The organism is Niabella sp., from assembly GCF_030150205.1.
GTDB lineage: Bacteria > Bacteroidota > Bacteroidia > Chitinophagales > Chitinophagaceae > Niabella.
This window is the reverse complement of the sequence record NZ_JASLGT010000034.1, coordinates 36,530-62,561: the sequence shown is the minus strand read 5'-3', so window position 1 is coordinate 62,561 and position 26,032 is coordinate 36,530. Positions and strand designations below refer to the sequence as shown.

The window sequence follows — 26,032 nt, the reverse complement described above, 5'->3', positions numbered from 1 at the left end:
CCTTACAGATCTGCCAGCTGAAACCAGTCATGATATGAAACATATTCTTTAACGGATCGTGAACACCGGTTAAGAAGACCAGACAAGTTTCTATCCTTACTCTTTAAATTTCATTCCCAGGTTATACATGGTAAAGGCCCAGATATCGGCGGCCTCTTCGATCACTTTACTGGTGGGCTTACCCGCTCCATGCCCGGCATTGGTCTCAATACGGATCAGTACCGGGTTGGGCCCCTGATGATACTCCTGCAGGCGCGCGGCAAATTTGAAAGAGTGTGCCGGTACCACGCGGTCATCATGATCACCGGTAGTGATCAACGTTGCCGGATAACTGACACCTTTTTTCAGGTTATGATAGGGCGAATACCCATACAGGTAGGAAAAATAAGCCGCTGAATCGGCACTGCCGTACTCAACCGTCCATCCCCATCCAACCGTAAATTTCTGAAACCGCAGCATATCCAGTACGCCCACCTGGGGTATGGCCACTTTAAACAGATCCGGCCGCTGGGTCATAACTGCTCCCACCAGCAAACCGCCATTGCTTCCGCCCCTTATGGCCGTTTTACCTTTATTGGTATACTTTTCTGCGATCAGGTATTCCGCAGCTGCAATAAAATCATTAAATACATTTTGTTTGTTCAACAACATCCCGGCCTTATGCCATGCTTCCCCATATTCGCTGCCGCCCCTTAAATTTACCACGGCGTAAATACCACCCTGTTCTACAAAGAACGCATTGCTAACACTAAAGCCGGGCGTCATAGGAATATTAAAGCCACCATAACCATACAGGAGCACGGGGTTGTTCCCGTCCTTTTTCAATCCTTTTTTATAGGTCAGAAACATCGGAACCCGTGCACCATCCTTGCTCCTAAAAAACACCTGCTCCGTAACCAGGTCTTCCGTTTTTAATTGCAGCGCTGTTTTCCGGTATATTGCAGACGTTCCGGAAGCAATATCATACTGGTAAATAGTGGGCGGTACTGCAAAAGAACTGTATGTATAAAAGAATGTTTTGTCCTCTTTGTCGGCGCCAAACCCGGCTGCTGTACCAATTCCGGGTAATGCAATATTCCGTATCTTTCTGCCGCTGAAATCATATTGAATGATCTTTGAGGAAGCGTCTTTCAGATAGCTGGCAAAAAGATTATCGCCTGCTGTACCTACATCCTGTAATGCCTCCTTTTGCTCCGGTATCACTGTTTTCCAGTTTTCCCGCGCCGGCTGTTTAGGATCAATCGCCACTACCCGGTAATTAGGCGCCTGATAATTGGTGTTTACCAGTAACAGGTCTCCTTTATTTTCGATCACGGAAGACTCGGTATCAAACCCTTTTACCAGCAATGCAAAATCCTTTTGTGCTGCATTTGTAAGATCGCGGTACCAGAGCTCGCTGCCGCTGGTTCCTTCCGTTACATTCAGAATCAGGAACCGCTGATCTTCTGTAAGCCCGATCCCAAAATACCGTAAGGGATGCATTTTATCCTGGTAAACAATTTCATCTTCTTTTTGCGAAGTGCCCAACCGGTGATAGAACACTTTCTGGAATTCGTTCTTCTTACTCAGCTTCGATTTTTCATCCGGCTCGTCATAGGCACTGTAATAAAACCCTTCGTTGCCCTTCCAGGCCACCCCGCCAAATTTGGTCCAGTTGATCTTATCCGCAAGCAACGTTTTTGTTGCTGCATTCATCACAAAGATCTCACTCCAGTCGCTTCCGGCCTTTGATACCGAATATGCGCACAGTTTTCCATCCTTTGTAAAAGACAGACTGCTAAGCGCGGCAATGCCTTCGCTGCTTAACGTATTGGGATCAATAAATACTTCCGGCGAACCGTTTAAATCCTTGGTCCGGTACAAAACTGCCTGGTTCTGCAAGCCATCATTCTTATAAAAATAATAGTAGTCCCCTTTTTTGAACGGGGCACCAAATTTGGGATAATTCCATAAAGACTCCAGCCGTTGCTTTATTTTCTCCCGGTAAGGGATGCCGGAAAGATATGCATCCGTTACTTTATTCTGGGCCTTTACCCAGGCCTTCGTAACTGCACTGTTGTCATCTTCCAGCCACCGGTACGGATCTGCTACCCTGGTTCCAAAATAATCCTCCGTAACGCCTTCCCTTTGCGTTACAGGATACTGAAGCTGCGCCATAGTTTTCATCGTCAGTAAAACAAACGGGAAATAAAAAAGTTTTTTCATATAAAAGCGTTTGAATAAAGATAGCAATTGGCCTACATCCGGCAGAAATTGTTTTGAAAGCATCAGCCCTCCACACCAACCTTCTCTTTTGTAACCCAAAACTCAACCTGCGTTCCTTTACCACAACTGGTGGTGATCCGGATTCCTGCATTCATCTTCTGCGCCCTTGACCGCATATTCTTTACACCATTGCGGTCTGTAAGCTTGTCTGCATCAAAGCCGATCCCATTGTCTTTGACAGCAAAAAAGATCACCGATTCTTCATTACGGGCGATGATTGAAGCTTCCGTGCATTTTGAATATTTTACCAGGTTATTTACAGATTCTTTTACAATAAGAAAGATATTCCTGCGGGTGTCCATCGGCAGCGGAATCTCAGAAATGGATTCGGGAAAGTCGATTTGAAATTGAATATTTTTCGACTGGAACATCGGCACGGCATACTCCCTGATGTGCTGGCACAGGTTGCTGAATTTATCATTCGATGGCTTTACCAGCCAGATGATATCATCCAGTGCATCCAGCGTGTCTTTGGCGTTCGCTTCTATTTTGGTCAGCAGCTCTTCTTTGTTGGTACCCGATGTACGGAGCAATTCACTGAAGATATGAATGCTGCTTAATGTAGATCCCATATCATCATGAAGATCGGAAGCGATCTGCGAACGGATCTCCAGCTCCTGGCTCAGTCGCTTGTTACGCTCCAGCAACCGGTAGCGCAGGTAATATAAAATACCGGAGGTTAAGATCAACAGGAACAGGACCAGTGCTCCGAACAGGAAAATGCGGTCGTTTTTCCGCGTGGTTTCCAGGAATGCGATCCGGGCCTGTTCCTTCTCCGTATCATAGATGGCTTCCATCTGCCGCACATGCCGGTTGTTGCTTTCGGTTACAATACTGTCGCTGTATTGTTTAAATAACTTGCTGTAGCGCAGCGCAGAATCCAGGTGCATGGTCGTTTCATTCAGCTTCATCAATCCCTCATACGCACTTTTGATCTCCGTCATGGTACCAATGCTACGGGCAATACCCAGGGCATCAAAGAACATATTTCTTGCCTGGTCATATTGATGCAGCAGCAGGTATGCATTTCCCAGGTTATTGTAATTATTGGCACTGTAAAGACCATCACCCAGGGTATCGGTAATGCGTTTTGCTTTTTCAAACAAAGCGATTGCCTCCTGAACCCGGTTCTGCTTTTTCAACACATTACCGATGGAATTATAACAAATGGCAAGCCCTTTATGATTATTGATCTGTTTGTTATAAAACAGGGATTGTTTATAATAACTGTCTGCAGAATCCAGCTTCCCCATATACTCATATGCCTCACCGATATTGTTATAGTTCATGGCCATTCCCAGCATATTGTTGGCCTTTTGAGCAATGGGCAAACTTTTCCGGAAATATGCAATCGCATCATTATAATTTCCCAGCACAATATGAATGTTGCCAATACTGTTTAAGGAGATACTGGCGCTATAATCATCGCCTACTTTTTCGGCAAGCCGCAGCGCCTCCATATGATAGGTCAGCGCCTTCCCGTTTTCATCCAGCCGCCGGTATACCACGCCTATGTTGTTGGTTGCATGGATCTCTGTTCGAACATCCCCCATTTTCCGGGCCAGTTCCCGGCTATCTTTATGATTGGCCAATGCCAGTGCATACCTGGAAAAGTCGCGGTTATAAACGCCATAGGCTTCCAGCAACCGGGCTTCTGCTTCATTATAAGGAAGCCGATGCACCAGGTCGAAGCCGATCTTAAACAGGGTGTCGATCGAGTCATCCTTCCGGTGCCTTGCAGCAAATGCAATGATCGAATCTACCTTCGCCTTGCTATCCGGTTCTTTCAGCAATGGCCATACTTCCCCTGCCACAACCGCCTGTTGCGCCATTAACCGTGAGGTCTGCGCAAGCAGGAACCCGGCTATTAAAAGCAAACCATAGGAACGAACCGCTTTCATGTTTTTGTAGGGAAAATAGACGAACGTTTTCTCAAATCCGCAGCTTAAAATTACAAAACTTTACGTAGAATGGAGGTAAAAACAATACCGGTGTTGCCTTTGCAGGCGCAGGCGATCTGCACATAGCCCGGGATCATTAAAAAAAAGGACGCACCATCCGGACGTCCTTTTTCAAACAGGTTTATATTCCGTTCTATTTTAAAAGCGCCAATGCCTTCTTAATACGGCTCCATCCTTCCTCAATTTTCTCCAGGCTGTTGGCAAACGAAAAACGTACACAATTGGGTTCACCAAATGCAGCACCCATAACGGAGGATACATGTGCCTTATTCAAAATATACATGCAAAGATCCGCAGAATTGGTAACTGTGGTTTCACCATCAGATTTTCCGAAATAACTGCTCATATCCGGGAATATATAAAAGGCACCATCGGGTTCGGTACAGGTAATCCCCGGGATATCGCTGATCAGCTCCATTACCCGTTTTTTGCGACGGGTAAATTCTTTGGTCATTTCCATAGAAGGCGTCAGATCTGCCGTAAGGGCTGTTACGGTTGCTTTTTGCGCAATGGTGTTGGTACCACTGGTAATTTGTCCCTGCAGTTTTTCCATCCCCTTTGCCACTTCCACAGTGGAGGCGGTATAACCGATACGCCAGCCGGTCATGGCAAATCCTTTGGCCAGTCCGTTCACTACGATCACGCGGTCTTTAATTTCGTCAAACTGCGCAATGCTTTCGTGCTGACCAACATAATTGATATATTCATAGATCTCATCGGAAATGATATAGATCTGCGGATGTTTTTTAAACACTTCCACCAGGCTGGCCAGCTCTTCTTTGCTGTAAACGGCACCGGAAGGATTGCAGGGAGAGGAAAACAGGAAAGCCTTGGTATTGGGAGTGATCGCTTTCTCCAGGTCTGCTGCAGTAATCTTCAGTTTCTGTTCTACAGTGCTCCTGATTTCCACAACCTTTCCCCGGGCAATTTTTACCAGTTCGGAATAAGTTACCCAGTACGGTGTAGGAATGATCACTTCTTCGCCATCATCTACCAATGCCAGAATCACATTTGCCAGGCTTTGCTTGGCGCCGGTAGAAATTACAATCTGTTCCGGCTTGTAATCCAGGTTATTGTCTCTTTTTAGTTTGGTACAAACCGCTTCCCGCGCGTCCGGGAAACCCGCAACCGGAGAATAATGGCTCCAGTTATCATTAATGGCTTTAATAGCGGCCTCCTTAATGTGCTCGGGCGTATCAAAATCGGGTTCACCCAGGCTCAGATCGATCACATCAATCCCCTGGGCCCTCAGTTCACGGCCTAATTTGGCCATTTTTAGCGTTTCAGGCTCACTAAACCGCTGTAAAAGAGAAGATAACGACATTTTAAACGTTTATGATTAATTTTTAAACAAATTCAGGCAAATTTAGGGGTTAGAAAGACAGCTTCGAACCTTAAATCTCAAAAAATCGAAATATTCTATAAAATCAGCCCTTAACTAAAAATTTCTACAGCAGAAAATCCGTTTATAAAACCAAATCCACTATATGTCTATAAACCTTATCTTTGCCCCCTTTAAATTTAAAGAGGAACCAAAGATTAAATTAACAAATACGTATGCAACTCAAAGGACTGGTTAGATTTTTTACAATCTTACTCATTATCTACTCACTCTACCAGCTGTCATTTACATGGTTTGTACGCAACCACGAAAAGAAATTGGAGACGATTGCGCATAACTATGTGAATGCAAATTACCAGACTGCTGCCCAGAAATACCCCTCCAGCAAAGACTCGCAGGAGGTGTACCAGGAAACACTGAACCAGGTTTACAACGATCGCCTGACCCGCTTAAAAGACAGCACCAAAGACGAAACCATTACCTATGGTATTACCGGTGCCATCAGCTACCAGAAAGCGAAAGAGGAAGAATTAAACCTGGGTCTTGACCTCCAGGGTGGTATGAACGTTACCATGGAAGTAGAAATGAACGGATTGCTGCAAACACTCGCCAACAATTCAAAAGATCCCAACTTCCTGAAGGCGTTGGATAATGCCGATAAACGCAAAGGGAACAGTGATGCCAATTTCATTACCCTCTTTGTGGAAGAGTTCAAAAAATTAAGTCCGAATACACCACTGGCTTCGCTGTTTGCCACAGCGAACCGCGAAAACATAAAGGTTACGGACAGTGATGCCAAAGTGACCAGCTTCCTGCAGGACCAGGCAAAAGCGGCCTTTGCCAACACAGCCCGGCTGATCACCACCCGTATCGATAAATTCGGTGTGGCGCAGCCCAGCATCAACCCCGACCCTGCCAAGCAGATCATTTCTGTAGAATTGCCCGGTGTACAGGACAAAGAGCGCGTTCGTAAAAACCTGCAGGCATCTGCCAACCTTCAGTTCTGGGAAGTATACAATATTTCTGAATTGTGGGCGAATCTGCAAAAAGCAGATGAGATCTATTACGCACAGAATGCAGGAAAAGCGGTAAAAGACAGCGTTGCAAAAGCCGATTCAGCCAGCGTTGCCACCAGTGCAATAGCTAAAACCGATTCTGTTAAAACAGCCACCACCGATACCAATAAACTGCAGAACCAGTTGTCTGAACTGGCCAAGGCAGATAAAAATGCTGCAAAAACGGGTGATGCTGCTGCCGATCAGCAACAGGAAATGAAAAAACATATCTGGGGTACCTTAGTGCCTCCGGTTGATCAGAAAGGTGGTCTGACTGATATGGGCATCATCGGACAGGTAAATATCAAAGATACAGCCGCTGTGCGCGCGATGCTTACAACTCCTGCGATCCGCTCTCAGTTCCCATCGGAAATTGCCTGGATGTACGGAATGCCTGAAAAAGTAGGCAACCGGAAAAATAATATGGTGGCACTTTATGCGATCAAAACCTACGGACGTGATAAAGCGAAACTGGAAGGAGAACATGTAACCAATGCCGGTGCCGATTATGATCAGTCTGGGAAAACCAATGTATCCCTGGAAATGGATGCTATTGGCAGCCGCGTATGGGCCGATATGACCCGCGCCAACAAGGGCCGCCATATTGCCATTGTGGTAGATAACCAGGTATATTCTGCACCCGTTGTAAACGATGTAATTGAAGGTGGCCGCTCCAGCATCTCCGGCAGTTTTAGCGCCGAAGAAGCGAAAGACCTGGCCAACATTCTTAAAATTGGTAAATTACCGGCTCCCGCCAAGATCGTATCGGATGAAACCGTTGGACCAACCCTCGGAGAAGCGGCCATCAAAGGCGGTTTAATGTCCTTTACCATTTCCTTTATTGTGATCTTCATCCTGATGCTGATTTACTATAATACCAGCGGATGGGTAGCCAATATTGCCCTCATCTTAAACCTGCTGTTCACCATTGGTGTGCTTGCTGGTTTGGGAGCAACGCTTACAGCCCCGGGTATTGCCGGTCTGGTATTAACCATCGGTATGGCGGTAGATAGTAACGTAATCATTTATGAACGTATCAAGGAAGAGCTTACGAAAGGAAAAAGCTATATATCTGCGATCAATGATGGTTACAGCCGTTCGCTGGCGCCGGTACTGGATGGTCACGTAACCACGCTGATCACTGCCTTTATTCTTTATTACTTCGGATTAGGACCGGTAAAAGGTTTTGCAACCACCCAGATCTTAGGGTTGTTACTCTCCCTGTTCTGTGGTATCCTGGTAAGCCGTTGGGTAACCGATTGGTTCACCAATAAAAACCATCACCTGAAATACTTTACAGGTCTGAGCCGCAGTATCTTTAAACACAGTGCTTTTAAATTTATCGAATTCCGGAAAATAGCTTATGCCATTTCAGTAGTGATCCTGCTGTTATCCATCGGTACCATTTTCCATGGTTTTGACTATGGTGTGGAATTCAATGGAGGACGTTCTTACCGGATCGACTTTGGTAAAAAAGTAGACGTGGAGAAAGTGCGTGACGATGTAAAAGCTGCTTTTGACAATGAGAATCCGTTCATCAAAACCGTAGGTGATGCCAGTGCGCTGGATATTACCACTTCTTACCTGATCACGGATCCCAATACCACAAAAGCGGATTCCATTGTAGCGCATAAACTGTTTGGCGGATTGAAAAACCACCTGCCACAGGGTACTACCTACGAGCAATTTGATACACAGTATAAAATGGGTACCAAAAAGGTATTACCAACCATCTCCGATGATTTGAAGAGAGGTGCAGTAACCGCTACAGTACTGGCCATCCTTGCCATCTTTGTATACATCTTCCTTCGTTTCCGCGACTGGAGGTATTCACTGGGAACCATCTTCTCACTGTTGCACGATGCATTGGTTACCCTGATCATATTCTCCTATGCAAGAGATTGGGTGCCCTTCCCGCTTGAGATTGACCAGCATTTTATTGCGGCCATTCTTACGGTAATTGGTTTCTCGATGAATGATACCGTGGTAGTATTTGACCGGATCCGTGAAGACGGAAAACTGTATCCGAATATGGATCAGAAAACCCTGGTGAACAAGGCCATCAACGATACCCTGAGCCGTACCATTATGACATCCTTTACCGTATTTGTTACGGTATTGATCCTGTTCATATTTGGCGGGGAAGCGGTTAGAGGATTTGCCTTCGCCATGCTGATTGGTGTGGTTACCGGTGTTTACTCTTCTATCTTTGTAGCGGCACCGGTACTGGTGGATCTGAAAGGCGGATTGAAGAAAAGCAAAGCGGGTTCTGGTGTTTCAGTAAAAACACAACCGGAACATCACTAAACAATACAGATCGAATTCTGAATATAAAGAGGCCTCCGACCGGATGGCCTCTTTTTTTATACAGGTAGATAAACCAATAACCGCCATTGGCATCCTGCAGCAGCGCCTTATGGGAACAAGTATCAAAAGCAACAGGCGGCGGCTTTCGTTTCTTTGTCAGGCTTTCCTATCTTTGAGTACCTTAACGATTCTTCAAACAGCATCATATGAAAAGAAGTCTTCTTATCCTGTTATCTTTTTTTGTCAGCGCCACATCCGCAGCACAGGCGGCACCGAAAGGCTTTGAACTGGTTACACGTCCTGATCAAACACAGGTAGACGTTGTGTATAATGGCCGGTTGCTTACAGCCTATTGTTATACAGACAGTATTGCCAAGCCCTTCCTGTATCCGGTAAATACACTGGAGGGCATTACAGTTACCAGGGGATTCCCGGTGAAGCCCATCCCGGGTGAAAGTACGGATCACCCGCATCATGTGGGCATCTGGATGAACTATGAATCGGTAAACGGGATCGACTTCTGGAACAATTCATCGGCCATTCCTGCTGCAAAAAAAGAGCATTACGGAACCATTATTCACCAGAAGATCCAGCGCCAGTCTGCATCCGGAAACAAGGCAACGTTACAGGCCACCGCAACCTGGGTCAATCATTCGGGAACAGCATTTTTGAATGAACGCACTTCTTATTTTTTCGAGGTAAACGATAACCGGTTTTACATCACGCGCGTAAGCACGCTTACCGCGCTTAAAAAACCGGTCGTATTTAAAGATGTAAAAGATGGTTTCTTTGCCATAAGAGTGGCCAAGGAACTGGAAATGCCATCCGCAACAGCCAAATCATTTACAGACGATAAAGGAAATGTAACAACAGTTTCCGCATCAGGACCGGGCGTACCTACCGGTATGTATTATGCCTCTAATGGTAAAACAGGCGATGCCGTTTGGAGCAGCCAGGGTACCTGGGCCATGCTCAAGGGAAAAAAAGATGGGGCACCAATAACCATTGCCATGTTCGATCATCCCACCAATACCGGGTACCCCACTTATTGGCATGCCCGCGGGTATGGGCTGTTTGCCCTTAATCCCCTGGGCAGAGCGGTATTTAGCAACGGAACTGATTCTTTAAACCTGGTATTACAACCGGGGCAATCCAAAACATTCACGTATCGCATTGTTATTGCACAACAGGACCTAACCATTCCGGAGGCTACACAAATGGAGGCCGCGTTTAAACAGTCGCATTACTAGCATCGGTCAGGGTGCCGCTTCAAACCGGAAGAGCTGCGCATCGCTTCCATTCCACGACCAGGACCGGATATCGGCGCCCGGCGCAGGATCTCCGTTGGCAAGATCCATGACATTACCACTCGCTTTTGCCACAATGCGATACCAGCCACCACCGGCATCTTCGATCCGCCAGAGCTGACAATCATTATTCAGCTGATCCCAAACCTGTATATTGGTTCCAACGGCCAGTTTGCAGGCATCCAGGTCCAGCGATTTATGATTGGGTTGCTGGGAGATGATCTTGTAAAATCCGTTCCCCTGGTAGGTTAATGCCCAGCGTTGTCCGTTGCAGTTGGTGCGCGTCCAGGTACGCACATCCGCATTGCCGGTAGCACAGGCAGGAATATCAAGGTAAAGCCCCTGCCCGGAACTGGTGTTCACTTTCGAGCGGATGGCATAAATGCCGTTCGCGATCGGGTTGGGATTGATACAAGGCGCTGACCCGGTAACACCAATAACACCGGAGGTGGTAATATTCACCGGCATAATATTGCCTGCGGCATCAAAGAACATCCGGTCGATGGCCACCTGCCGCTCATCCACATTGGTGCTGGTTCTGCGATGATAAACGAAATAATATTCACTGCTGCAACCCGGCCTTGTAATTACCGCATTATGGCCCGGCCCAAGGATATTGCCATTAGGAGCCGTAATCCGTCCTTTAACGGTCCAGGGGCCCATAGGAGATGTAGCCGTGGCATACTCCACATGATAGTCGCTGTTGCGATAATCATTTACCGAATACATCAGGTAATAGACCCCGTTGCGTTTAATAACATAAGGTGCTTCGAAATAATTGGATGGTTTGGTATTGCTTCGCGTACCGGTAAGCGAAACCATGTCGCTGTTCAGTTTCTGAATGTTCAGTGTGGTGTTTCCCCAGTACAGGTATGCCTGTCCGTCTGTATCAATAAAAGCCATGGGGTCAATCGGATCCGTACCAAGTCCTGTAGCAAGGGGCGCACCGATATCGGTAAATGGCCCGGTAGGGCTCGCCCCTACCGCCACTCCTATTTTTTTGCTGGCTGTAAAATAAAAATAATACTGACCGTTGCGCGCCACTACACAGGGCGCCCAGCCATCGGCATGCGACCAGCTAACGCTGTTCAAATTAAACACCACGCCTTCATCTACCCAATTTAGCAGATCGGCCGACGAGTAGGCATGAAATTCATTTACGGTAGGACCATTGGCCGTTGTATAAATATAATAACGCCCGTTGGCATACAGGATATCCGGGTCTGCCGTAAATGGTGGCAATATGGGGTTTCCGCTCATCAGGTCCAGGGCTGCAAGTGAAACACTTGAAGAAGTCCCCTGCTTTGCAACCGTATTTGCGGGCATCCCCGTTGCATTTTCCTGTTTCCGTGAACAGGAATAAAAAACCAGGGATGCTACCAGTACCCCCAGTATAAGCGAACCAATTTGTTTTTTCATACGTGATAATTTAATCGTTTAAGCAACTATGCTCCTACAAGATACAAATAAAAAGAGAATAGATCGCGCTTCCGCCCGGGGTGCATCTTATTTTTTTCAGGCTGTTTTCGTATGCTTAAAAGGTTGCCTTCCTTGAATGAGATGCTCCATTCAGCAATGCGTTACCGGCTTAAAACCGTGAAACGCCAACGCACGCCACGCCGCTTCTGTTGTACTGCGTACTTAATGTATGAGCACAAAATCAATAAAGCAACGAAAGACTTTTGGAAAGTTCCCCAGATTTTTTGATAGGCTAACCGAATGAATGCAGTGACAACAACCGTTCCTGAAAATTGGGATACTTCAAGGTCTTATATCTTCTTTTCCGCTTCAATGACGAGAGAAATGGAGCAAACCCCGATAGTGATCGGGATCGTCCGCCAGGAGCCGAATCCCGCCAGTCTGTCTCAGCCGGGCAGGACCAGGAATTACGCTCGCATGCGTCAGGCCAATTTAAAAAACGTAAAGGTCTACGCTGCAGCGCAGCGTTACTATTATACGGTCCCGCTTTGAATGCTTGTGCTGTAATTATTTTCCCTGCGGGGCGGTTGCTTTCTTCTTTTCTTTTTTCTTTGGGTACGTTCCATTGAAAGAGCATTGTAATGCCCCCAGACGGGAGCCACAGCCTTCTACTTCTTCCAGCGAAACCTCGTTATTTTCAAATCTAAAACGCAATACACAGGGATCACCGCCCTGCCGGTATTCCGCTACTGTTGGTGAGGAAAACAGTGCATCGCCCTTCAGTTCACCCACACATTCCTTATTATTTTTTTCCAGGTGGATAAAAAAACGCATCCGGCCTTCACGCTGTCCGTCACGGATTGAAATCAGGTTCATTTTATTATCGCCATAATCGCCGGAGTATTTTTGCTTACGCGCCAGCGTATCGATGGGATTGATCAGCTCGGTAAAGCCATCCCCCAAACTGTCGGTCATGATCAGCGAAAATTTTTTTGCGGCCTCATTCAATACAAAAACATCATGTCCGCTGATTTCAATGCCGTTCGGCAGCTTCTGCGTCAGATCCTTGTTGATATTCAGTCTCGGATCAATTGTTACAGCAATGGATACATTCGTGTTGGGCGTTAGTTTAATTACGGGCAAACCAGCGATAAACTGTTTCTTTTTATCATGTGCAGAAATCAGCAGCACTTTCCGGTCCCGGTCAATCCCCCTTGTTAGCAGGTAAAAGCCACCCCCTCCAGCCCGAACGGCCCCTACCGGATAATAGTCGGGATGCGCACGGGCACCAAAAACCTTAAGCGTAACAGAATCCGGTATAAACTGGTGTAGTACCTCCGGAGCGATGCGCAGCGAATCATTTTCCTCCTCCGGGAAAGAAGTATCGGCGTAAACGAACGGAAGCGACAGTGTTGGATAGGCTTCCATAAATTCCTCAATGTTTACCGCCTCATCACCGGTCATCTTCTTTTTCTTTTTTCCGCCGCAGGCGATCAGGAACACGGCCGTTACAACCAGGAACCAGTATAAAGGTTTACGCATACATTCAATTATACAACAAAATAAATAAAATCCCGTGCATCTGCACAAAAAATAAATTCTTTGTCTAATCGCAACTTTTTTTTAGATTTGTCTAAATATTTATTTAGATGTCTTCAAATCTTTCACATACAGAAGAAAACTATATAAAAGCTATTTATCACCTGGAACAGGATGGAAAGCCCGTGAGCACCAACGATCTGTCGGAACTGTTAAAAACGGCGGCCGCCTCTGTTACGGATATGCTCAAAAAACTAAAACAGAAAAAGCTGGTGCACTATAAAGCGTATTATGGCTGCAACCTTACTGAAAGCGGCCGGAAAAGCGCATTGATGATCATCCGGCGGCACCGCCTCTGGGAATATTTCCTGTCGAAGAAGCTTGGATTTAACTGGGATGAAGTACATGATATCGCAGAAGAACTGGAACACGTAGGCAGCACCAGCCTCATCAACCGGCTTGATGCATTCCTGGGCTTTCCCCGCATTGATCCCCACGGCGACCCCATCCCCGATGAAAAAGGGCATATTGCCAAACTATCGAATAAGCTATTATCCGAAGTACCGTTGCATACCCTGGTGGAGGTAGTTCAAATCGCAGACCAGTCGGCAAACATACTGGAGCTGCTGGATGAGAAAAATATAAAGATCGGCACCCTGCTTGAAGTGAGGAAACGGTTTTCCTACGATCAGTCGCTGGAAATAAAAGCAGGCAGCAAACAGCCTACACAAATATCAAAAGAACTATCGCAAAACATTTTAGTAAAGGATCATGAATAAGCATCATTCCGATATTTCATTGAGCGAGGTACACCAGTCGGTAGACACTACCCAAACCAACAAACCCAAATGGCGGCGTATCCTTTCCTTTTTCGGACCGGCCTACCTGGTAAGCGTTGGATATATGGACCCCGGCAACTGGGCCACCGACCTGGCAGGGGGCAGCCAGTTTGGATACAGTTTATTGTGGGTACTGCTGATGAGCAACCTGATGGCCCTCCTGCTTCAAAGCCTTTCTGCCCGTTTGGGTATCGTAAGACATAAAGATCTGGCACAGGCCAACCGGGAAACCTATCCACGGGGCGTCAACTTTATCCTGTACCTGCTGGCAGAGATCGCTATCGCTGCTACAGACCTTGCAGAGGTACTGGGTATGGCCATCGGACTCCAATTGTTAACCGGTATGCCGCTCATGTATGGGGTGCTGATTACCGTGCTGGATACGTTTCTGCTGATGCTGTTGCAGCGGTTCGGAATGCGCAAGCTGGAAGCCTTTGTTATCGGGTTGATTTTTATCATCGGCATGTCGTTCCTGGTACAGATCATCATTGCTTCCCCCGATCCCCGGGAAATGGCCACCGGCTTTGTACCCCATATTCAGAATGACGCGGCTTTGTACATTGCTATTGGCATCATCGGTGCTACCGTAATGCCACACAATCTTTACCTTCATTCAGCCCTGGTACAGACCCGTAAGTTTAAAAATACCGAAGAAGGGATCCGGAAAGCATTAAAATATAATTTTTGGGACAGCACCATTGCACTGAATATGGCATTCCTGGTCAATGCGGCTATCCTGGTGCTGGCAGCCACGATCTTTTTTAAAACCGGCAGAACCGATGTTGCAGAAATCCGCCAGGCCTACGAGTTGCTGCCCAGTCATCTCGGCAGCAACTTCGCATCCAAGCTTTTTGCCATAGCGCTGATCGCCGCCGGCCAAAGCAGCACCGTAACAGGCACACTGGCCGGACAGATCATAATGGAAGGGTACTTAAAATTGCGGATCAATCCCCTCGTGCGCCGGTTGCTGACCCGGCTGATTGCTATTGTTCCGGCGGTTCTTGTGATTGGTATCTATGGAGAAAATGAGGTAGACCAGCTGCTCATCTTCAGCCAGGTGGTATTGAGCATGCAGCTGGGATTTGCCATCATCCCGTTGATCCATTTTGTAAGCGACCGGAAAACAATGGGCATATTTGCCATACGCCCGGTTACAAAAATATTAGCCTGGATCATTACGGTAGTGCTGATTTATCTGAATGGCCGGATGGTTGCGGACGCCATCACGGGTTACTTTGCCACCACGGCTTCCTGGGGCTGGAAACTGCTGATCGTGCTTGCGGTTACAGGGATCCTGATCCTGCTGGCCTATACGGTCCTTTATCCCTTTAGTAAAAGAAAGCTTAAAACAAGCTCCTCCCCCGTTCACCCGGAGCCCGCACCGCTCGATCTCCCAGATGGCGTTAATCACTATCAAACCATTGCCATTGCCGTTGACTTTAGAAAGAACGACAGCGTGCTGATAACACAGGCTTTAAAGCAGGGCAGCCTTCAAACAAAGTTTGTGCTGATCCATGTGGTAGAAAGTGTGGCAGCGCGGTTTAACAACCAGGAAATAAAAGATGAAGAATCAAAAACAGACAAAGCGTATTTAGGCGGTTATGCCAAACAGATCCGTCAAAAAGGATACAAGGTAGTTTGGGAACTTGGTTATGGTATTGCCTCCCGCGAAATTCCCAGGATCGTTACCGGTCAGCAGGCCGACCTGCTGGTGATGGGTGCACATGGGCATAAGGGGCTGAAGGATTTTATATATGGCAGTACCATCAACAATGTGCGGCACCGGCTAAAGATTCCCATACTGATCATTGGCAGCGAAGTCTCCCGTTAAAGGCTGGAGGTGGTTGCATTTGTTATATAGATCCGCTGCAACCTCAAACAACCGGCTATTGAGGTTCGCGTTTGGATGCTTCTGCTGAAGATGACTGGTTAAAAAATAATCGTTAAATGCAGGGGCAGGCTCCTGCTTACCTCCGGATCATCTCGACAAAGTTTTGAAAAACGTTGATCTGTCCTTTCAGGCTTACAAAAACAACAATAAAAACAATACCGAAAATAGCGCCCCAAAGGTGTGCTCCGTGATTGATCCGTCCACCACCCTGACGGTCCATATATGCAGATATCAGCAGATACAGCCCACCAAATATCCAGCCGGGAATATCAACCGGTAAAAACAGAAAACGGATGGGCAAAGTGGGAAATAATATGATCCCCGCAAAAATAACCGAGGAAACAGCCCCCGAGGCACCAAGGCTTCTGAAATAATAATCATCCTTATGTTTGAAATAATCCGGGATACTGGCAACGATCAGTCCTCCAAGATACAACCCTGTAAAATACATGGGGGCATCTGCCCCAAAAATCACAGGACTTCCAAACAATAACGACGACTCCAGAAATTGCCCAAACGTAAATAAAGCAATCATATTAAATGCCAGGTGCATCAGATCTGCATGAATCAAACCATGGGTAATAAACCGGTAATACTGATGATTCCGCGAGATAGCTGGTCCAAAGAAAATAAGGTTATCGATCACTTTTGAACTACTGAACCCTAAAAGGGAAACGGCTACGGTAACAATAGTGATAATGAGCGTAATGGTTATTTCCATGTGCTAAAAATAGCGACAATTTCCTCATTTCTCAAATCTCGATATGTATTTCTTATTTAAGAATGATGGTATTTTTCATTTTTCATGATCGTGCAGGCCCGGTATACTTGTTCGGCAAGAATAAGACGCACCAACTGATGAGGGAAAACCAGTTGCGATAAACTCCATAAGGTATTTGCTCTTCTTAAAACAGTTTCATCTAACCCGTATGCACCCCCGATCAAAAAAATTATACGCCGGGTACCGGCATTGGCGCGCCCCTGTAAAAAAGAAGCCAGTCCTTCCGAACTCATCTGTCGGCCCCGCTCCTCCAATGCAACAAGATAATCCTCCTTCGCAATTTTGGGAAGAATCACGGTGGCCTCTTTTTTTTTCAGTTCCTGGGGACTGAGATGCGCCGCCTCCTTGGGTACGGGAATCAACTCCCACTCCAGCCGGAAATAATTCCCGATGCGACCGGAAAATTCCTCCACGCCTTCCTTTACATAAGCCTCATGTTGCTTTCCCAACGCCCAAAAAGCTATTTTCATCTACAATATTTTTATGAACTGCCACACGGATCAAAAATTCAAACAAGATTGTCAAGGATCGTACCAAACAATATATACAAAAAAAGGAATTACATTACCTGTAACTCCTTGATTTTAAGTGACCCCGTCAGGATTCAAACCTGAAACCTTTTGATCCGTAGTCAAATGCTCTATTCAATTGAGCTACGGGGCCGTTTTGTGGGTGGCAAAGATAGGTATTTCTTTGATTTCAGCCAAAAGACTGTAAAAAAACTTTCCACTTTTCTTCTATATCTTTTTATCCCTGCTAACTGACCGTTGTACTAAATCCCTGCACTCCCGATTCCGGTCAGTAAGTGCCCCTGGTCGTTCATTTTATGCAGCGCATCAGGAAGCATCATTGAATGTCATCAGCAGACGGTGTATACATGCTGATGATACAGATATATACCATTACCGCCCTTCCCGGTTCATTACCGGCCGGAAAATAAAGCTTCGGCAGCTTCCCAGTTCACGATCTGCCAGTATGCATTCAGGTATTCCGCACGCCGGTTCTGGTACCGGAGGTAATATGCGTGTTCCCACACATCCACACCAATAATCGGTTTGCCTTTTACTTCCGATACATCCATCAAAGGATTATCCTGGTTTGGAGTTGATGTAATCGTCAGCCGGCCATCCGATGCAAGAACCAGCCACGCCCATCCGGAACCAAACCGGGAAACAGCAGCTGCCTGAAACTGTTCTTTAAACTTTTCAAAAGAACCAAAATATTGGTCAACGGCAGTAGCCAGTGCTCCCGAGGGTGCTCCGCCGCCGTTTGGAGAAAGGCTTTCCCAGAAAAACCGATGGTTCCAATGCCCGCCGGCATTATTCCGCACAGCCGGACTGATAGAACCGGCAACGGCAACAAGCTCCTCCAGCGTTTTTTGCTCATGCTCCGTACCGGCAATGGCTTTATTCAGATTGTCTACATATGCCTGGTGATGTTTCCCGTGGTGGATCTGCATCGTTGCAGTGTCAATATGGGGTTCCAATGCATCATGTGCATAAGGCAACAAGGGTAATTGATGTATCATATACTTTTTTTTGGTGAACGATTCTCTTATAGGGCAGCGTCCTTTTACCCGCGTCCCCTTCTGCAATCAACAATTGCATAGGCTGTAATTCAACGGATATAAGTTTCGCAAGCCTGCTTTTACAGATCAAAGGTATTGACAAAAAATAAATAAACCAAAGAAAAGCTTTGTTTATTAAATCCACCTCTTCTCTCCTCTTTCAATAAGCTGAAGTATTCATCATGTTGAAATGAAGCCGCAACACCTCAGCAAACGAAATATTTTCTAATACTTGTATGATATACCATTCCACCTTTGTAATCGATCGCCGGTTTTTGCGCAACCGGGTTCTGCCAAGCTTATAAGGCTTCGTTGTCTATCTGACAGCCCTACAATTACGAGCACATCGAGATTTTGAGTTCGATCATCTTCCCGATACCATAGATGGAGCGCAGCCTTCATCGCAAAATGCTTTGGTGGTGTATGGCTTTACCACGCAACTGCACAACATGATTCATCGCATCCCTGTCACAAGCAATGATGGCGCTATCTTATGTTAGTTCCAGGATCTTCAGAAGGCGCAGATCCAACTTAGCCATGTCCTTTCATTTTTTTTCTTCTTTTTAAAGTAAATGCAACGCATGGCCGTCTTCTTAATAAACAACCGTTTTATAATTAAAAAATGTAAAAATGAAACACAGAATCCTGTTTATTCTTCCACGTCTGGCCGGGCTTACCTTATTGATTGGTTTAGCTTCGCTGGTATTGTTCCTGCTCTTCAAGCTATTATTACTGGCCATTGGGATCAGCATTATCGTTCTTATCGCTGGCAAGATCATTACAAAGGTCCGTCAAAAATGGGCGGATGGAGACCGCCTGGACTGGAATGCCCATCCGTATATGAATGAACTGCGTGGTAATAGCTCCCTGCAGCCCGTCATGAATAAAAAAAGCCAGGGTGCTCCTGCAATCATTCCCATTCATTAATCATTTATTAAACACAAAAACAAAAAATCATGTTTACAGATCAACCCATAAGCGGCAATACACAACAAAACTTTTTTGATACCCGCTTTAAACAACACCGTTGCTTTTTTGGCAAAAAAACCGGAGGCCGTCCATTCGGTGGCGGGCATCCCTGGATGCATAAGCTGCAGGAATACATGAATGGTTCAAAACCCGTAAATATTGAAGAAACAGAAACCGCCTATATTATTTCATTATATGCGGCCGGACTTCAAAAGGAATATTTTAAAATTTCCGTAAAAGAAGAGATCCTTACCATCCGGTACGCATCGCCCGATCAAAAGGAAGCATCGCAGTACGTTTACCAGGAATATCAACCCGCTTCTTTTGAACGTTCCTTCCAACTGAGTAATAAAGTATTAACGGATGAAATCAATGCCAGCTACACCGACGGCGTATTAAAAATTATATTCCAGAAAAATCCGGAAACCAATAAACCAGGACAGGAAGTAAACGTAGCTTAATACCATTCATAAGAAGGGGGCTATCAAAATTCCGTTGCCATGTTGTATCATACTGATTTGATTCAGCATCGGCGACCAGGCGGAGCTTTGATGCCGCCTTCTTATTTTATATTCACTATGGGATCATATTCTTCCCAATATTAAAAAAAGCAGGTAACCTATAATCTTTCTAATAATAAAACACTCCTGCCTGGGAGAACATCATCACCGGCCAAGAGAACACTGCTTATTTACGTTCAAACCGCATCACTGCAATATCGCCCATGATCAGGTGTAACGAATTGCCTACCACATCGTACCTGGTAACGGTTTTTAATGTATTAAAGAAGGTAGGCTCTCCGGCGCCCTCGCAATACATTTTGGTACTTGCGGGTTCCTTAAACCGGATAGAATGATCACTGATCGAAAAAGAAATAGTATACCGGTTACAACCACTGTTACCACTGGCCGTAGTCTGCGGCAGGTCAAAAACGATCGTAGGGCGTTTGCGGGGATACAGCCCTTCAAAAGCAATCCTTGAGCCGGATATATAATTCAGCTCCCAGGTCCCGTTTAAAGCACCGTTTGCTCCTGCATCCGTTATCGCCCGGAACCGTGCCAGGGGCACTATCCGCGCACTGTTGAGCGAAAGCTCGTTATTATGAATGGTGTAATGCTCCGAAGACTCCAGGGCTTTTACCAGTCCCTGTTCCATTTCCATATGATCACAGGCCATTAAGGTTGATGCTCCAAGTTTAAAGCGGATCCCGTTATTCCCTTTCAAGGTAAAGGTACCACCCAGGCCATTACAGCCCGCAGATGCAGAAAACCGCGCATCGCTGCCCTGCAATTGTAAGAATGGTTCTTTTTGATTGATCTGGTCCGGCACCGGTTTGCCAGCCAGTTCTATAAGTTTCCATTTTTGCTCCAGGATTCCGTTGGCCCCGGTTCCGGCGGAGTTTCCGGCTGGTCTTTTTGAGGAATTACATGCTGCAAAGAGGATGGCGACGAGCACTGCGAAAATGAAAATTGCTTTTCTCATGATAACAGGTTTTAAAGTTCACAGGAATATTTGAGCGATACAAAGATAGAGCAATTATTAACGGGGCCGTCGCTCAGTACAATGCCAATAAGCGCGGCCTGGCAGGACAACTCTACCGGACCTTAGCTTTTTCGTATTCCTTTAAGTACCAGCCACAAAAAAGGGCTGCCGGAAGAGAGGGCAACCCTGTGGTTAGCAACGGCGCTTTTCTAAGGTGTTATTCGACAACGCTCCGGTGGCCACCAGAAAGCAGCAATAATTCCTGCACCTGTATTTCGGTGTAATAGCGTTTCTGGCCGTTTTTGTCTTCGTACTGGCGGTTGACGAGTTTTCCTTCAACAGCCACTTCGCGGCCCTTTTCCAGGTACCGGGCAGCAATATCTGCTACTTTGCCCCAGGCAACCAGGTTGTGCCATTGTGTGTCAGTTACCTTTTCGCCCCTGGCGTTTTTATAACTTTCGTTGGTGGCAATACTAAAACGGGCCATTTTTTTTCCGCTGGCGATTGCTTTTACTTCGGGTGCACTACCTAAGTGACCGATTAATTGAACTTTGTTTTTGATTGTGTACATGACGTTGGTTTTGGGCCTTTCGGCGGTGATCATATTTGTTATTCCGGCTGAACCGACAGCGCTATCGGATTCAACAGTTCAAAGATGCACCTGATTTGAAGGATTATCCGGTTATTAAACGTTTACTTACGTAAGTAAACACTTATAAGCGTTTACAAACACTTATAACAGAATAATTTTGTATATTGTATAAGGAAAACCAGGTAATTATGCCAAACACCGACGCTTCAGGAAAATTATGCCTTTCCTGCCAAAAACCAGTAAAGGGCAGAGCTGACAAAAAGTTCTGTGATGACTTTTGTAGAAATCACTATAACAACTCAATGAAAAGCGGCCCCGAGAAATTAATCCGGAATATTAATGCTGCGCTCCGGAGAAACCGGAAAATACTGCAGGAACATTTGCAACAAACAGAAAAAACAATCGCAATCCATCGCGACAGTTTGCGATTAGCAGGATTCCAGTTTAAATACATAACCAACCAGTATCAGACAAAGAAGGGGCATACTTACTTTTTTTGCTATGATTATGGATACCTGCTGCTGGAAAACGACTGGTTACTGATCGTTCGAAAAAAGTAATGGCCCGCAACAATCACCTGCGCCGCATCGACCCACCCGGCTATAGCAGCCGGCTGTACCTTGCTGCGAAGTTTCAGATATTCGGGTAACGATGCATCCCCCTGCAATACCGGCCCATTTCAGTGAAAACGGCGTTTGAAGCCAGCACTAAAACTTCCTTATGCCTTTTACCCGCATTTGCAAAACGTAGATACTGGTTCCCGCCGTCATAAAGAGCAGGTCGCGGTTCCTGCCCCCAAAGCAAACATTGGCTGTCCACTTTTCAGGAACAGGTATATAGGCGATCCTGCGCCCCTTGGGATCAAATACTGTAATGCCGTTACCGCTGAGATAAAGATTGCCTTTTTCATCCAGCGTAATACCGTCTGCCCCCTGAGATACAAATACTATCTTATCAGACAAAAAACCATCTTTGCCGATCCGGAACCGGTATGTTTTGTTATCTTTTATGTCGGCAACGTACAGCAGTTTACCATCTCCGGACCCAACAATACCATTGGGCTTTACCAGTTCATCCGTAACCACAACAGGCTGGCGGGTACCTCGCGGCAGATAATAAACTTTCTGTTGCAGAATCTCCGGTTCTGTACGTGTCCAGTATTTTCGCTGGTAATAGGGATCTGTAAAATAAATACCTCCTCGTTTATCGATCCACAAATCATTGGGGCCATTGAGCTTTTTGCCGCCTACATCGCTCAAAAGCACCGTAACTTTTCCGGAAGGAGTAATCGACCACAGTTCGTTTTGTGCATCGGCACAGGCTATGATATTGCCCCGGGCATCCATATCCAGTCCGTTAGCCCGGCCGGAAGCCGACATAAATTCGGTAAGCGTTCCATCCAGGTTATAACGCCATATCTGGTCATTGGGCTGATCTGTAAAATAAATATTCCCCGCTTTATCTGCCACTGGTCCTTCCGTAAATGAAAATCGGGAACTGATCTTTTGCAGTACCGCATTTTTTGCAATAATCCCTAAAGAATCAAAAAAAGGCACAGCTGGCTGCTGGGCAAATAACGTTAGTTGCATCAAAAGCAACGCACCAAGAATTAAATTTCGGATCATAATTAAAACTTATAGAGCCACGGGGTATTTAACAATCGCCGCATCCGGCTGTTCAAGAGTCCATTTACCTGCGATTGCCGTTTAGAGATGTCGCCTTTAGTCAAAACCTAAAAACCTTCCTTAATGATATGCTCCGGATCGATCTTAAGCGCCGCCAATTCCGCCTCTACAGCATCCATCATAGGCGGCGGGCCGCATAAATAAATATAAGATCCGCTATCAGGAATCATTCTTTTCAATAAGTTGCCGGAAACATATCCGTGTTCATACCCTGGAAGCATCTCGTCTGAAAGCACATTTACAAAACCTGCACCAAGCAGCCGGTGTAATTCGTCCTCGTGTATAATATCTGCTTTTCGCTTGTTGGCAAAAAGCAGCCGGTTATTCCCGATACGGTCTTCATTTTGCAATTGACGTAAAATAGCCAGGAAAGGTGTAAGGCCCGCACCTCCGGCAATAAATAAGCCTTCCCCTTTATAAGCGATCTCACCAAATACATCGTTCAGCAAAAGCCCGTCACCCGCTTGTAATTGCAACAGCTGAGCCGTAACGCCCTTCCGTTCGGGGTAGGTTTTTATCGTAAACTCCAGGTAATCGGCGTCCGGCAGGGATGTAAAGGTAAACGGCCGTCCTTCTTCCAGCCATCCTTCACGGTCAATAAAAACTTCTGTAGCCTGTCCGGGAATATAAACCAATGATTCCGGTTTATCTACGCGTATACCCAGCACATCATGGGTAACATGTTCTATCGATCTTATTTTTACAGGATACTTCATGGCAACGGTTTAAACTAATAACGGCGCTACACCGTTCTCCTAAGTTACAACAATTTGTCCATTCGCGGACCTATGCCATACCTCACCGGCTTACCCTCGAGCTTTTTAAAGAATATGCTGCCCTTCCATCCATTTCTTTAATTCGTCCATCCATTTCACATCGGAGGTATTATTTTGCATTCCAAATCCATGACCACCCTGCTCATAGTAGAACACACGGGCTTTTACCTTATTTTTCAGCAACGCCTCATAATATTGTTCGCTGTTCTGCCAGGGAACCGTACGATCGTCTTTTGCATGCACCAGGAATGCCGGGGGTGTTTTTTTATTTACCTGGAGTTCGTTGGAATATTTTTGAATAGCGGCTGCCGCAGGTGTTTTTCCGATCAGCCGCTCCCGGCTGCCGCGGTGCCCTATACTATCGCCAAAGCTGATCACGGGGTAAATCAATATTGAAAAATCCGGGCGTAATGAAACCTTTTTGGGATTGGCGATCACCGCATCCATATAATGCGTGGAAAGTGTGGAGGCTAAGTGCCCTCCAGCAGAAAAGCCCATGATACCCACCTTATGCGGATCGATATTATACCCGGCTGCATGTTCGCGCACCCACTGAGTGGCGCGTTCCGCATCCTGCAGCGGACCAATGGATTTATCCGTCATAATACGGTCATCTGGCAAGCGGTATTTTAATACGAAAGCGGTTATCCCCCATTCATTAAAGGCCCGGGCCACATCTGCGCCTTCATGACTTGCAGCCAGGATGGAATATCCTCCGCCGGGGCAAATGATCACAGCAGGCTGCTTATTTGATGTTCCTGCTGCCTGATAGATGGTTATGGTTGGGTTAGATACATTACTGATCCGGGTGATTCCATCCGCGCCTGTCACCGACTTTTCCAGGTTCGCTGCAGGTATGCTGTTTGGTACAGTGGTATACAAAGGAATTTCCTGCTGGGCATTTGTCATTGTATGTAAAATTACAGTAGCCAGCAAGCCCATCGTTAATTGTTTCATTGATTCCGTTTTTTAGCGCTTTATTAAGTATACTCCGGTCAGGATCAATCTTCAAAATACGCCTTCGCCACCTGCCAGAAAGCATCCAGCGCTATTAAATGCTGTTTAAAAAATGATATAATCGCCGGCCAATCGTTCTTGTTGAAAATGTTCACGCTCTCTTTCTGAATAATGACCCGCGAAATAGGCGCGCCGGCCTCGTCATAAACCGTTTCCTGCCACGCCCAGTCGTTGCCTACCATTTCTGAAAAAACCGGCTTTAGCGATACCAGTTTTTCCAGGGCAGCCAGGCGGGCCGATGCTGCCGGATGCGTCAGCTCTATGGCAACACTGGCGGCTTTTTTAGTTACATCGGTTCTGAAATAAAGCCCCTTGATACCCGTCTTGTAATTCACCCAGTTTATCTTCTGACCTTCGGCATTTAATACCGGCTTCAGGTACATGCCCAATGAAGTCCAGAATTCTTTTTTGATCAGCGCAGCCTCATGCTTACTATACATAACATTGATTGCATCACTTATTTGAAACCCGGTTCCTGTAATTCTTGAACAGGCTTTGCCAGCGCAGGTTCAATACGCCGAATATTCCTTCCTTCAGGATGCCTTTGCTCATCTTCGATTGTCCCTCCGTACGGTCCTGGAAAACAATCGGCACTTCCTTTATCTTAAAACCAAGTTTCCAGGTAGCATATTTCATTTCAATCTGAAATGCATATCCCACAAAACTGATATTGTCAAAATTAATAGCCTGGAGCACTTTTGCTGTATAGCACATAAAACCGGCCGTGGGATCCTTTATGGGCATCCAGGTAATAATGCGTGTGTACAACGACCCTCCTTTAGAAATAAATACCCGGTCTGCAGGCCAGTTTACGATGCCGCCGCCCTTTACATACCGGCTTCCGATGGCCAGGTCGGCTCCATTTACACAAGCCTGGTGTAAGCGGATCAGATCATTCGGATTATGCGAAAAGTCGGCATCCATTTCAAATATGAACTGGTATCCCCTGGCCAGGCTCCATTTAAACCCATGAATATACGCAGTACCCAGCCCCAGTTTTCCGCGACGCTCCTCCAGGAACAGCCTGCCGTTATAAGGTTCCTGCAATGCTTTTACAATATCCGCCGTCCCATCCGGGGATCCATCGTCTACAATCAGCACATGAAAGTTCCCCTCCAGGTCCATTACAGCCTTAATGATCCGGGCAACATTCTCCTTTTCATTATATGTGGGTATGATAACAACTTTATCCACGCGCTCCCTTCATTCAGTAAATAACATTAACAGCCCTCTAACGG

At 46.2% G+C, this 26,032-nt stretch carries 22 protein-coding genes and 1 tRNA gene; 7 read left to right on the top strand and 16 right to left on the bottom strand.

Translation table 11 applies throughout. The features are described 5' to 3' along the window. Nucleotides 1-96: 96 nt before the first annotated feature. From Q1V85_RS24525 to Q1V85_RS24515, 3 genes are all read right to left on the bottom strand, one after another. The gene (locus Q1V85_RS24525; RefSeq protein ID WP_300604639.1) at nt 97-2,205 is read right to left on the bottom strand and encodes a prolyl oligopeptidase family serine peptidase; all 2,109 of its coding nucleotides are present in this window, start codon (nt 2,203-2,205) and stop codon (nt 97-99) included. A gap of 62 nt (nt 2,206-2,267) precedes the next feature. Beyond that, nucleotides 2,268-4,166, bottom strand: a complete 1,899-nt coding sequence (locus Q1V85_RS24520; RefSeq protein WP_300604636.1) for a tetratricopeptide repeat-containing sensor histidine kinase — start codon at nt 4,164-4,166, stop codon at nt 2,268-2,270. 193 nt (nt 4,167-4,359) lie between these two features. After that, the gene (locus Q1V85_RS24515; RefSeq protein WP_300604633.1) at nt 4,360-5,550 is read right to left on the bottom strand and encodes a pyridoxal phosphate-dependent aminotransferase; all 1,191 of its coding nucleotides are present in this window, start codon (nt 5,548-5,550) and stop codon (nt 4,360-4,362) included. Nucleotides 5,551-5,783: 233 nt separating this feature from the next. Here Q1V85_RS24515 and secDF point away from each other — a divergent pair, with 233 nt between their 5' ends. Then, complete coding sequence (secDF, locus tag Q1V85_RS24510; protein WP_300604630.1) at nt 5,784-8,930, top strand: protein translocase subunit SecDF; 3,147 nt, start codon at nt 5,784-5,786, stop codon at nt 8,928-8,930. Between the two features lie 206 nt (nt 8,931-9,136). After that, the gene (locus tag Q1V85_RS24505) at nt 9,137-10,180 is read left to right on the top strand and encodes a PmoA family protein (protein ID WP_300604628.1); all 1,044 of its coding nucleotides are present in this window, start codon (nt 9,137-9,139) and stop codon (nt 10,178-10,180) included. Nucleotides 10,181-10,186: 6 nt separating this feature from the next. Here Q1V85_RS24505 and Q1V85_RS24500 read toward each other — a convergent pair whose 3' ends face one another. Beyond that, entirely contained in the window at nt 10,187-11,656 is a 1,470-nt protein-coding gene (locus Q1V85_RS24500; protein ID WP_300604626.1) for a family 43 glycosylhydrolase, read from the bottom strand. Nucleotides 11,657-12,223: 567 nt separating this feature from the next. After that, nucleotides 12,224-13,198 carry a hypothetical protein gene (locus Q1V85_RS24495; protein ID WP_300604623.1) on the bottom strand — a complete coding sequence of 325 codons (975 nt, stop codon included), beginning with the start codon at nt 13,196-13,198 and terminating at the stop codon, nt 12,224-12,226. 107 nt (nt 13,199-13,305) lie between these two features. Here Q1V85_RS24495 and Q1V85_RS24490 point away from each other — a divergent pair, with 107 nt between their 5' ends. Together Q1V85_RS24490 and Q1V85_RS24485 are read left to right on the top strand one after the other, a co-directional pair. After that, nucleotides 13,306-13,974 carry a metal-dependent transcriptional regulator gene (locus Q1V85_RS24490; RefSeq protein WP_300604621.1) on the top strand — a complete coding sequence of 223 codons (669 nt, stop codon included), beginning with the start codon at nt 13,306-13,308 and terminating at the stop codon, nt 13,972-13,974. Beyond that, nucleotides 13,967-15,865, top strand: coding sequence for an Nramp family divalent metal transporter (locus Q1V85_RS24485; RefSeq protein ID WP_300604618.1), 1,899 nt, complete (start codon nt 13,967-13,969; stop codon nt 15,863-15,865). Before Q1V85_RS24490 ends, Q1V85_RS24485 begins: the two co-directional genes overlap by 8 nt. A 136-nt stretch (nt 15,866-16,001) precedes the next feature. On the opposite strand, the gene Q1V85_RS24480 is transcribed toward Q1V85_RS24485, so the two are convergent. From Q1V85_RS24480 to Q1V85_RS24465, 4 genes are all read right to left on the bottom strand, one after another. Further along, nucleotides 16,002-16,646, bottom strand: coding sequence for a rhomboid family intramembrane serine protease (locus tag Q1V85_RS24480; RefSeq protein ID WP_300604615.1), 645 nt, complete (start codon nt 16,644-16,646; stop codon nt 16,002-16,004). 56 nt (nt 16,647-16,702) lie between these two features. Then, nucleotides 16,703-17,176: a 23S rRNA (pseudouridine(1915)-N(3))-methyltransferase RlmH gene (locus tag Q1V85_RS24475; RefSeq protein ID WP_300604612.1), complete on the bottom strand. Its 474-nt coding sequence runs from the start codon at nt 17,174-17,176 to the stop codon at nt 16,703-16,705. Nucleotides 17,177-17,295: 119 nt separating this feature from the next. Next, nucleotides 17,296-17,369 (bottom strand) — tRNA-Arg (locus Q1V85_RS24470). A 259-nt stretch (nt 17,370-17,628) separates the two neighbouring features. Next, complete coding sequence (locus Q1V85_RS24465; protein WP_300604610.1) at nt 17,629-18,234, bottom strand: superoxide dismutase; 606 nt, start codon at nt 18,232-18,234, stop codon at nt 17,629-17,631. A 669-nt stretch (nt 18,235-18,903) separates the two neighbouring features. Here Q1V85_RS24465 and Q1V85_RS24460 point away from each other — a divergent pair. Beyond that, nucleotides 18,904-19,200: a hypothetical protein gene (locus Q1V85_RS24460; RefSeq protein ID WP_300604608.1), complete on the top strand. Its 297-nt coding sequence runs from the start codon at nt 18,904-18,906 to the stop codon at nt 19,198-19,200. 29 nt (nt 19,201-19,229) lie between these two features. Then, nucleotides 19,230-19,703 carry an Hsp20/alpha crystallin family protein gene (locus Q1V85_RS24455; RefSeq protein WP_300604605.1) on the top strand — a complete coding sequence of 158 codons (474 nt, stop codon included), beginning with the start codon at nt 19,230-19,232 and terminating at the stop codon, nt 19,701-19,703. A gap of 226 nt (nt 19,704-19,929) precedes the next feature. On the opposite strand, the gene Q1V85_RS24450 is transcribed toward Q1V85_RS24455, so the two are convergent. Continuing rightward, nucleotides 19,930-20,724: an META domain-containing protein gene (locus Q1V85_RS24450; protein ID WP_300604603.1), complete on the bottom strand. Its 795-nt coding sequence runs from the start codon at nt 20,722-20,724 to the stop codon at nt 19,930-19,932. Nucleotides 20,725-20,941: 217 nt separating this feature from the next. Continuing rightward, nucleotides 20,942-21,295 (bottom strand): single-stranded DNA-binding protein, encoded by a 354-nt coding sequence (gene ssb / locus Q1V85_RS24445; RefSeq protein WP_300604601.1) that lies wholly within the window; start codon nt 21,293-21,295, stop codon nt 20,942-20,944. 323 nt (nt 21,296-21,618) lie between these two features. Here ssb and Q1V85_RS24440 point away from each other — a divergent pair, with 323 nt between their 5' ends. Continuing rightward, entirely contained in the window at nt 21,619-21,876 is a 258-nt protein-coding gene (locus Q1V85_RS24440) for a hypothetical protein (protein WP_300604598.1), read from the top strand. Between the two features lie 147 nt (nt 21,877-22,023). Here Q1V85_RS24440 and Q1V85_RS24435 read toward each other — a convergent pair whose 3' ends face one another. From Q1V85_RS24435 to Q1V85_RS24415, 5 genes are all read right to left on the bottom strand, one after another. Beyond that, nucleotides 22,024-22,941 carry an SMP-30/gluconolactonase/LRE family protein gene (locus Q1V85_RS24435; RefSeq protein ID WP_300604595.1) on the bottom strand — a complete coding sequence of 306 codons (918 nt, stop codon included), beginning with the start codon at nt 22,939-22,941 and terminating at the stop codon, nt 22,024-22,026. Between the two features lie 107 nt (nt 22,942-23,048). Continuing rightward, entirely contained in the window at nt 23,049-23,717 is a 669-nt protein-coding gene (locus Q1V85_RS24430) for a flavodoxin reductase (RefSeq protein ID WP_300604592.1), read from the bottom strand. Nucleotides 23,718-23,822: 105 nt separating this feature from the next. After that, a complete protein-coding gene (locus tag Q1V85_RS24425; RefSeq protein ID WP_300604589.1) occupies nt 23,823-24,734 on the bottom strand; it encodes an alpha/beta hydrolase in 912 nt (303 codons plus the stop codon). A gap of 44 nt (nt 24,735-24,778) precedes the next feature. Next, nucleotides 24,779-25,234 carry a DUF4268 domain-containing protein gene (locus Q1V85_RS24420; RefSeq protein WP_300604587.1) on the bottom strand — a complete coding sequence of 152 codons (456 nt, stop codon included), beginning with the start codon at nt 25,232-25,234 and terminating at the stop codon, nt 24,779-24,781. Between the two features lie 13 nt (nt 25,235-25,247). Beyond that, the gene (locus Q1V85_RS24415) at nt 25,248-25,988 is read right to left on the bottom strand and encodes a polyprenol monophosphomannose synthase (RefSeq protein ID WP_300604584.1); all 741 of its coding nucleotides are present in this window, start codon (nt 25,986-25,988) and stop codon (nt 25,248-25,250) included. Nucleotides 25,989-26,032: the final 44 nt, after the last annotated feature.

Coding starts and splice junctions, on each gene's coding strand:
- Q1V85_RS24525 (WP_300604639.1), bottom strand. CDS start 2,205: ATGAAAAAACTTTTTTATTTCCCGTTTGTTTTACTGACGATGAAAACT.
- Q1V85_RS24480 (WP_300604615.1), bottom strand. CDS start 16,646: ATGGAAATAACCATTACGCTCATTATCACTATTGTTACCGTAGCCGTT.
- Q1V85_RS24420 (WP_300604587.1), bottom strand. CDS start 25,234: ATGTATAGTAAGCATGAGGCTGCGCTGATCAAAAAAGAATTCTGGACT.
- Q1V85_RS24500 (WP_300604626.1), bottom strand. CDS start 11,656: ATGAAAAAACAAATTGGTTCGCTTATACTGGGGGTACTGGTAGCATCC.
- Q1V85_RS24440 (WP_300604598.1), top strand. CDS start 21,619: ATGAAAAGCGGCCCCGAGAAATTAATCCGGAATATTAATGCTGCGCTC.
- Q1V85_RS24485 (WP_300604618.1), top strand. CDS start 13,967: ATGAATAAGCATCATTCCGATATTTCATTGAGCGAGGTACACCAGTCG.
- Q1V85_RS24520 (WP_300604636.1), bottom strand. CDS start 4,166: ATGAAAGCGGTTCGTTCCTATGGTTTGCTTTTAATAGCCGGGTTCCTG.
- Q1V85_RS24460 (WP_300604608.1), top strand. CDS start 18,904: ATGAAACACAGAATCCTGTTTATTCTTCCACGTCTGGCCGGGCTTACC.
- Q1V85_RS24495 (WP_300604623.1), bottom strand. CDS start 13,198: ATGCGTAAACCTTTATACTGGTTCCTGGTTGTAACGGCCGTGTTCCTG.
- Q1V85_RS24425 (WP_300604589.1), bottom strand. CDS start 24,734: ATGAAACAATTAACGATGGGCTTGCTGGCTACTGTAATTTTACATACA.
- Q1V85_RS24490 (WP_300604621.1), top strand. CDS start 13,306: ATGTCTTCAAATCTTTCACATACAGAAGAAAACTATATAAAAGCTATT.
- Q1V85_RS24455 (WP_300604605.1), top strand. CDS start 19,230: ATGTTTACAGATCAACCCATAAGCGGCAATACACAACAAAACTTTTTT.
- Q1V85_RS24435 (WP_300604595.1), bottom strand. CDS start 22,941: ATGATCCGAAATTTAATTCTTGGTGCGTTGCTTTTGATGCAACTAACG.
- ssb (WP_300604601.1), bottom strand. CDS start 21,295: ATGTACACAATCAAAAACAAAGTTCAATTAATCGGTCACTTAGGTAGT.
- Q1V85_RS24430 (WP_300604592.1), bottom strand. CDS start 23,717: ATGAAGTATCCTGTAAAAATAAGATCGATAGAACATGTTACCCATGAT.
- Q1V85_RS24515 (WP_300604633.1), bottom strand. CDS start 5,550: ATGTCGTTATCTTCTCTTTTACAGCGGTTTAGTGAGCCTGAAACGCTA.
- Q1V85_RS24450 (WP_300604603.1), bottom strand. CDS start 20,724: ATGAGAAAAGCAATTTTCATTTTCGCAGTGCTCGTCGCCATCCTCTTT.
- Q1V85_RS24505 (WP_300604628.1), top strand. CDS start 9,137: ATGAAAAGAAGTCTTCTTATCCTGTTATCTTTTTTTGTCAGCGCCACA.
- secDF (WP_300604630.1), top strand. CDS start 5,784: ATGCAACTCAAAGGACTGGTTAGATTTTTTACAATCTTACTCATTATC.
- Q1V85_RS24465 (WP_300604610.1), bottom strand. CDS start 18,234: ATGATACATCAATTACCCTTGTTGCCTTATGCACATGATGCATTGGAA.
- Q1V85_RS24475 (WP_300604612.1), bottom strand. CDS start 17,176: ATGAAAATAGCTTTTTGGGCGTTGGGAAAGCAACATGAGGCTTATGTA.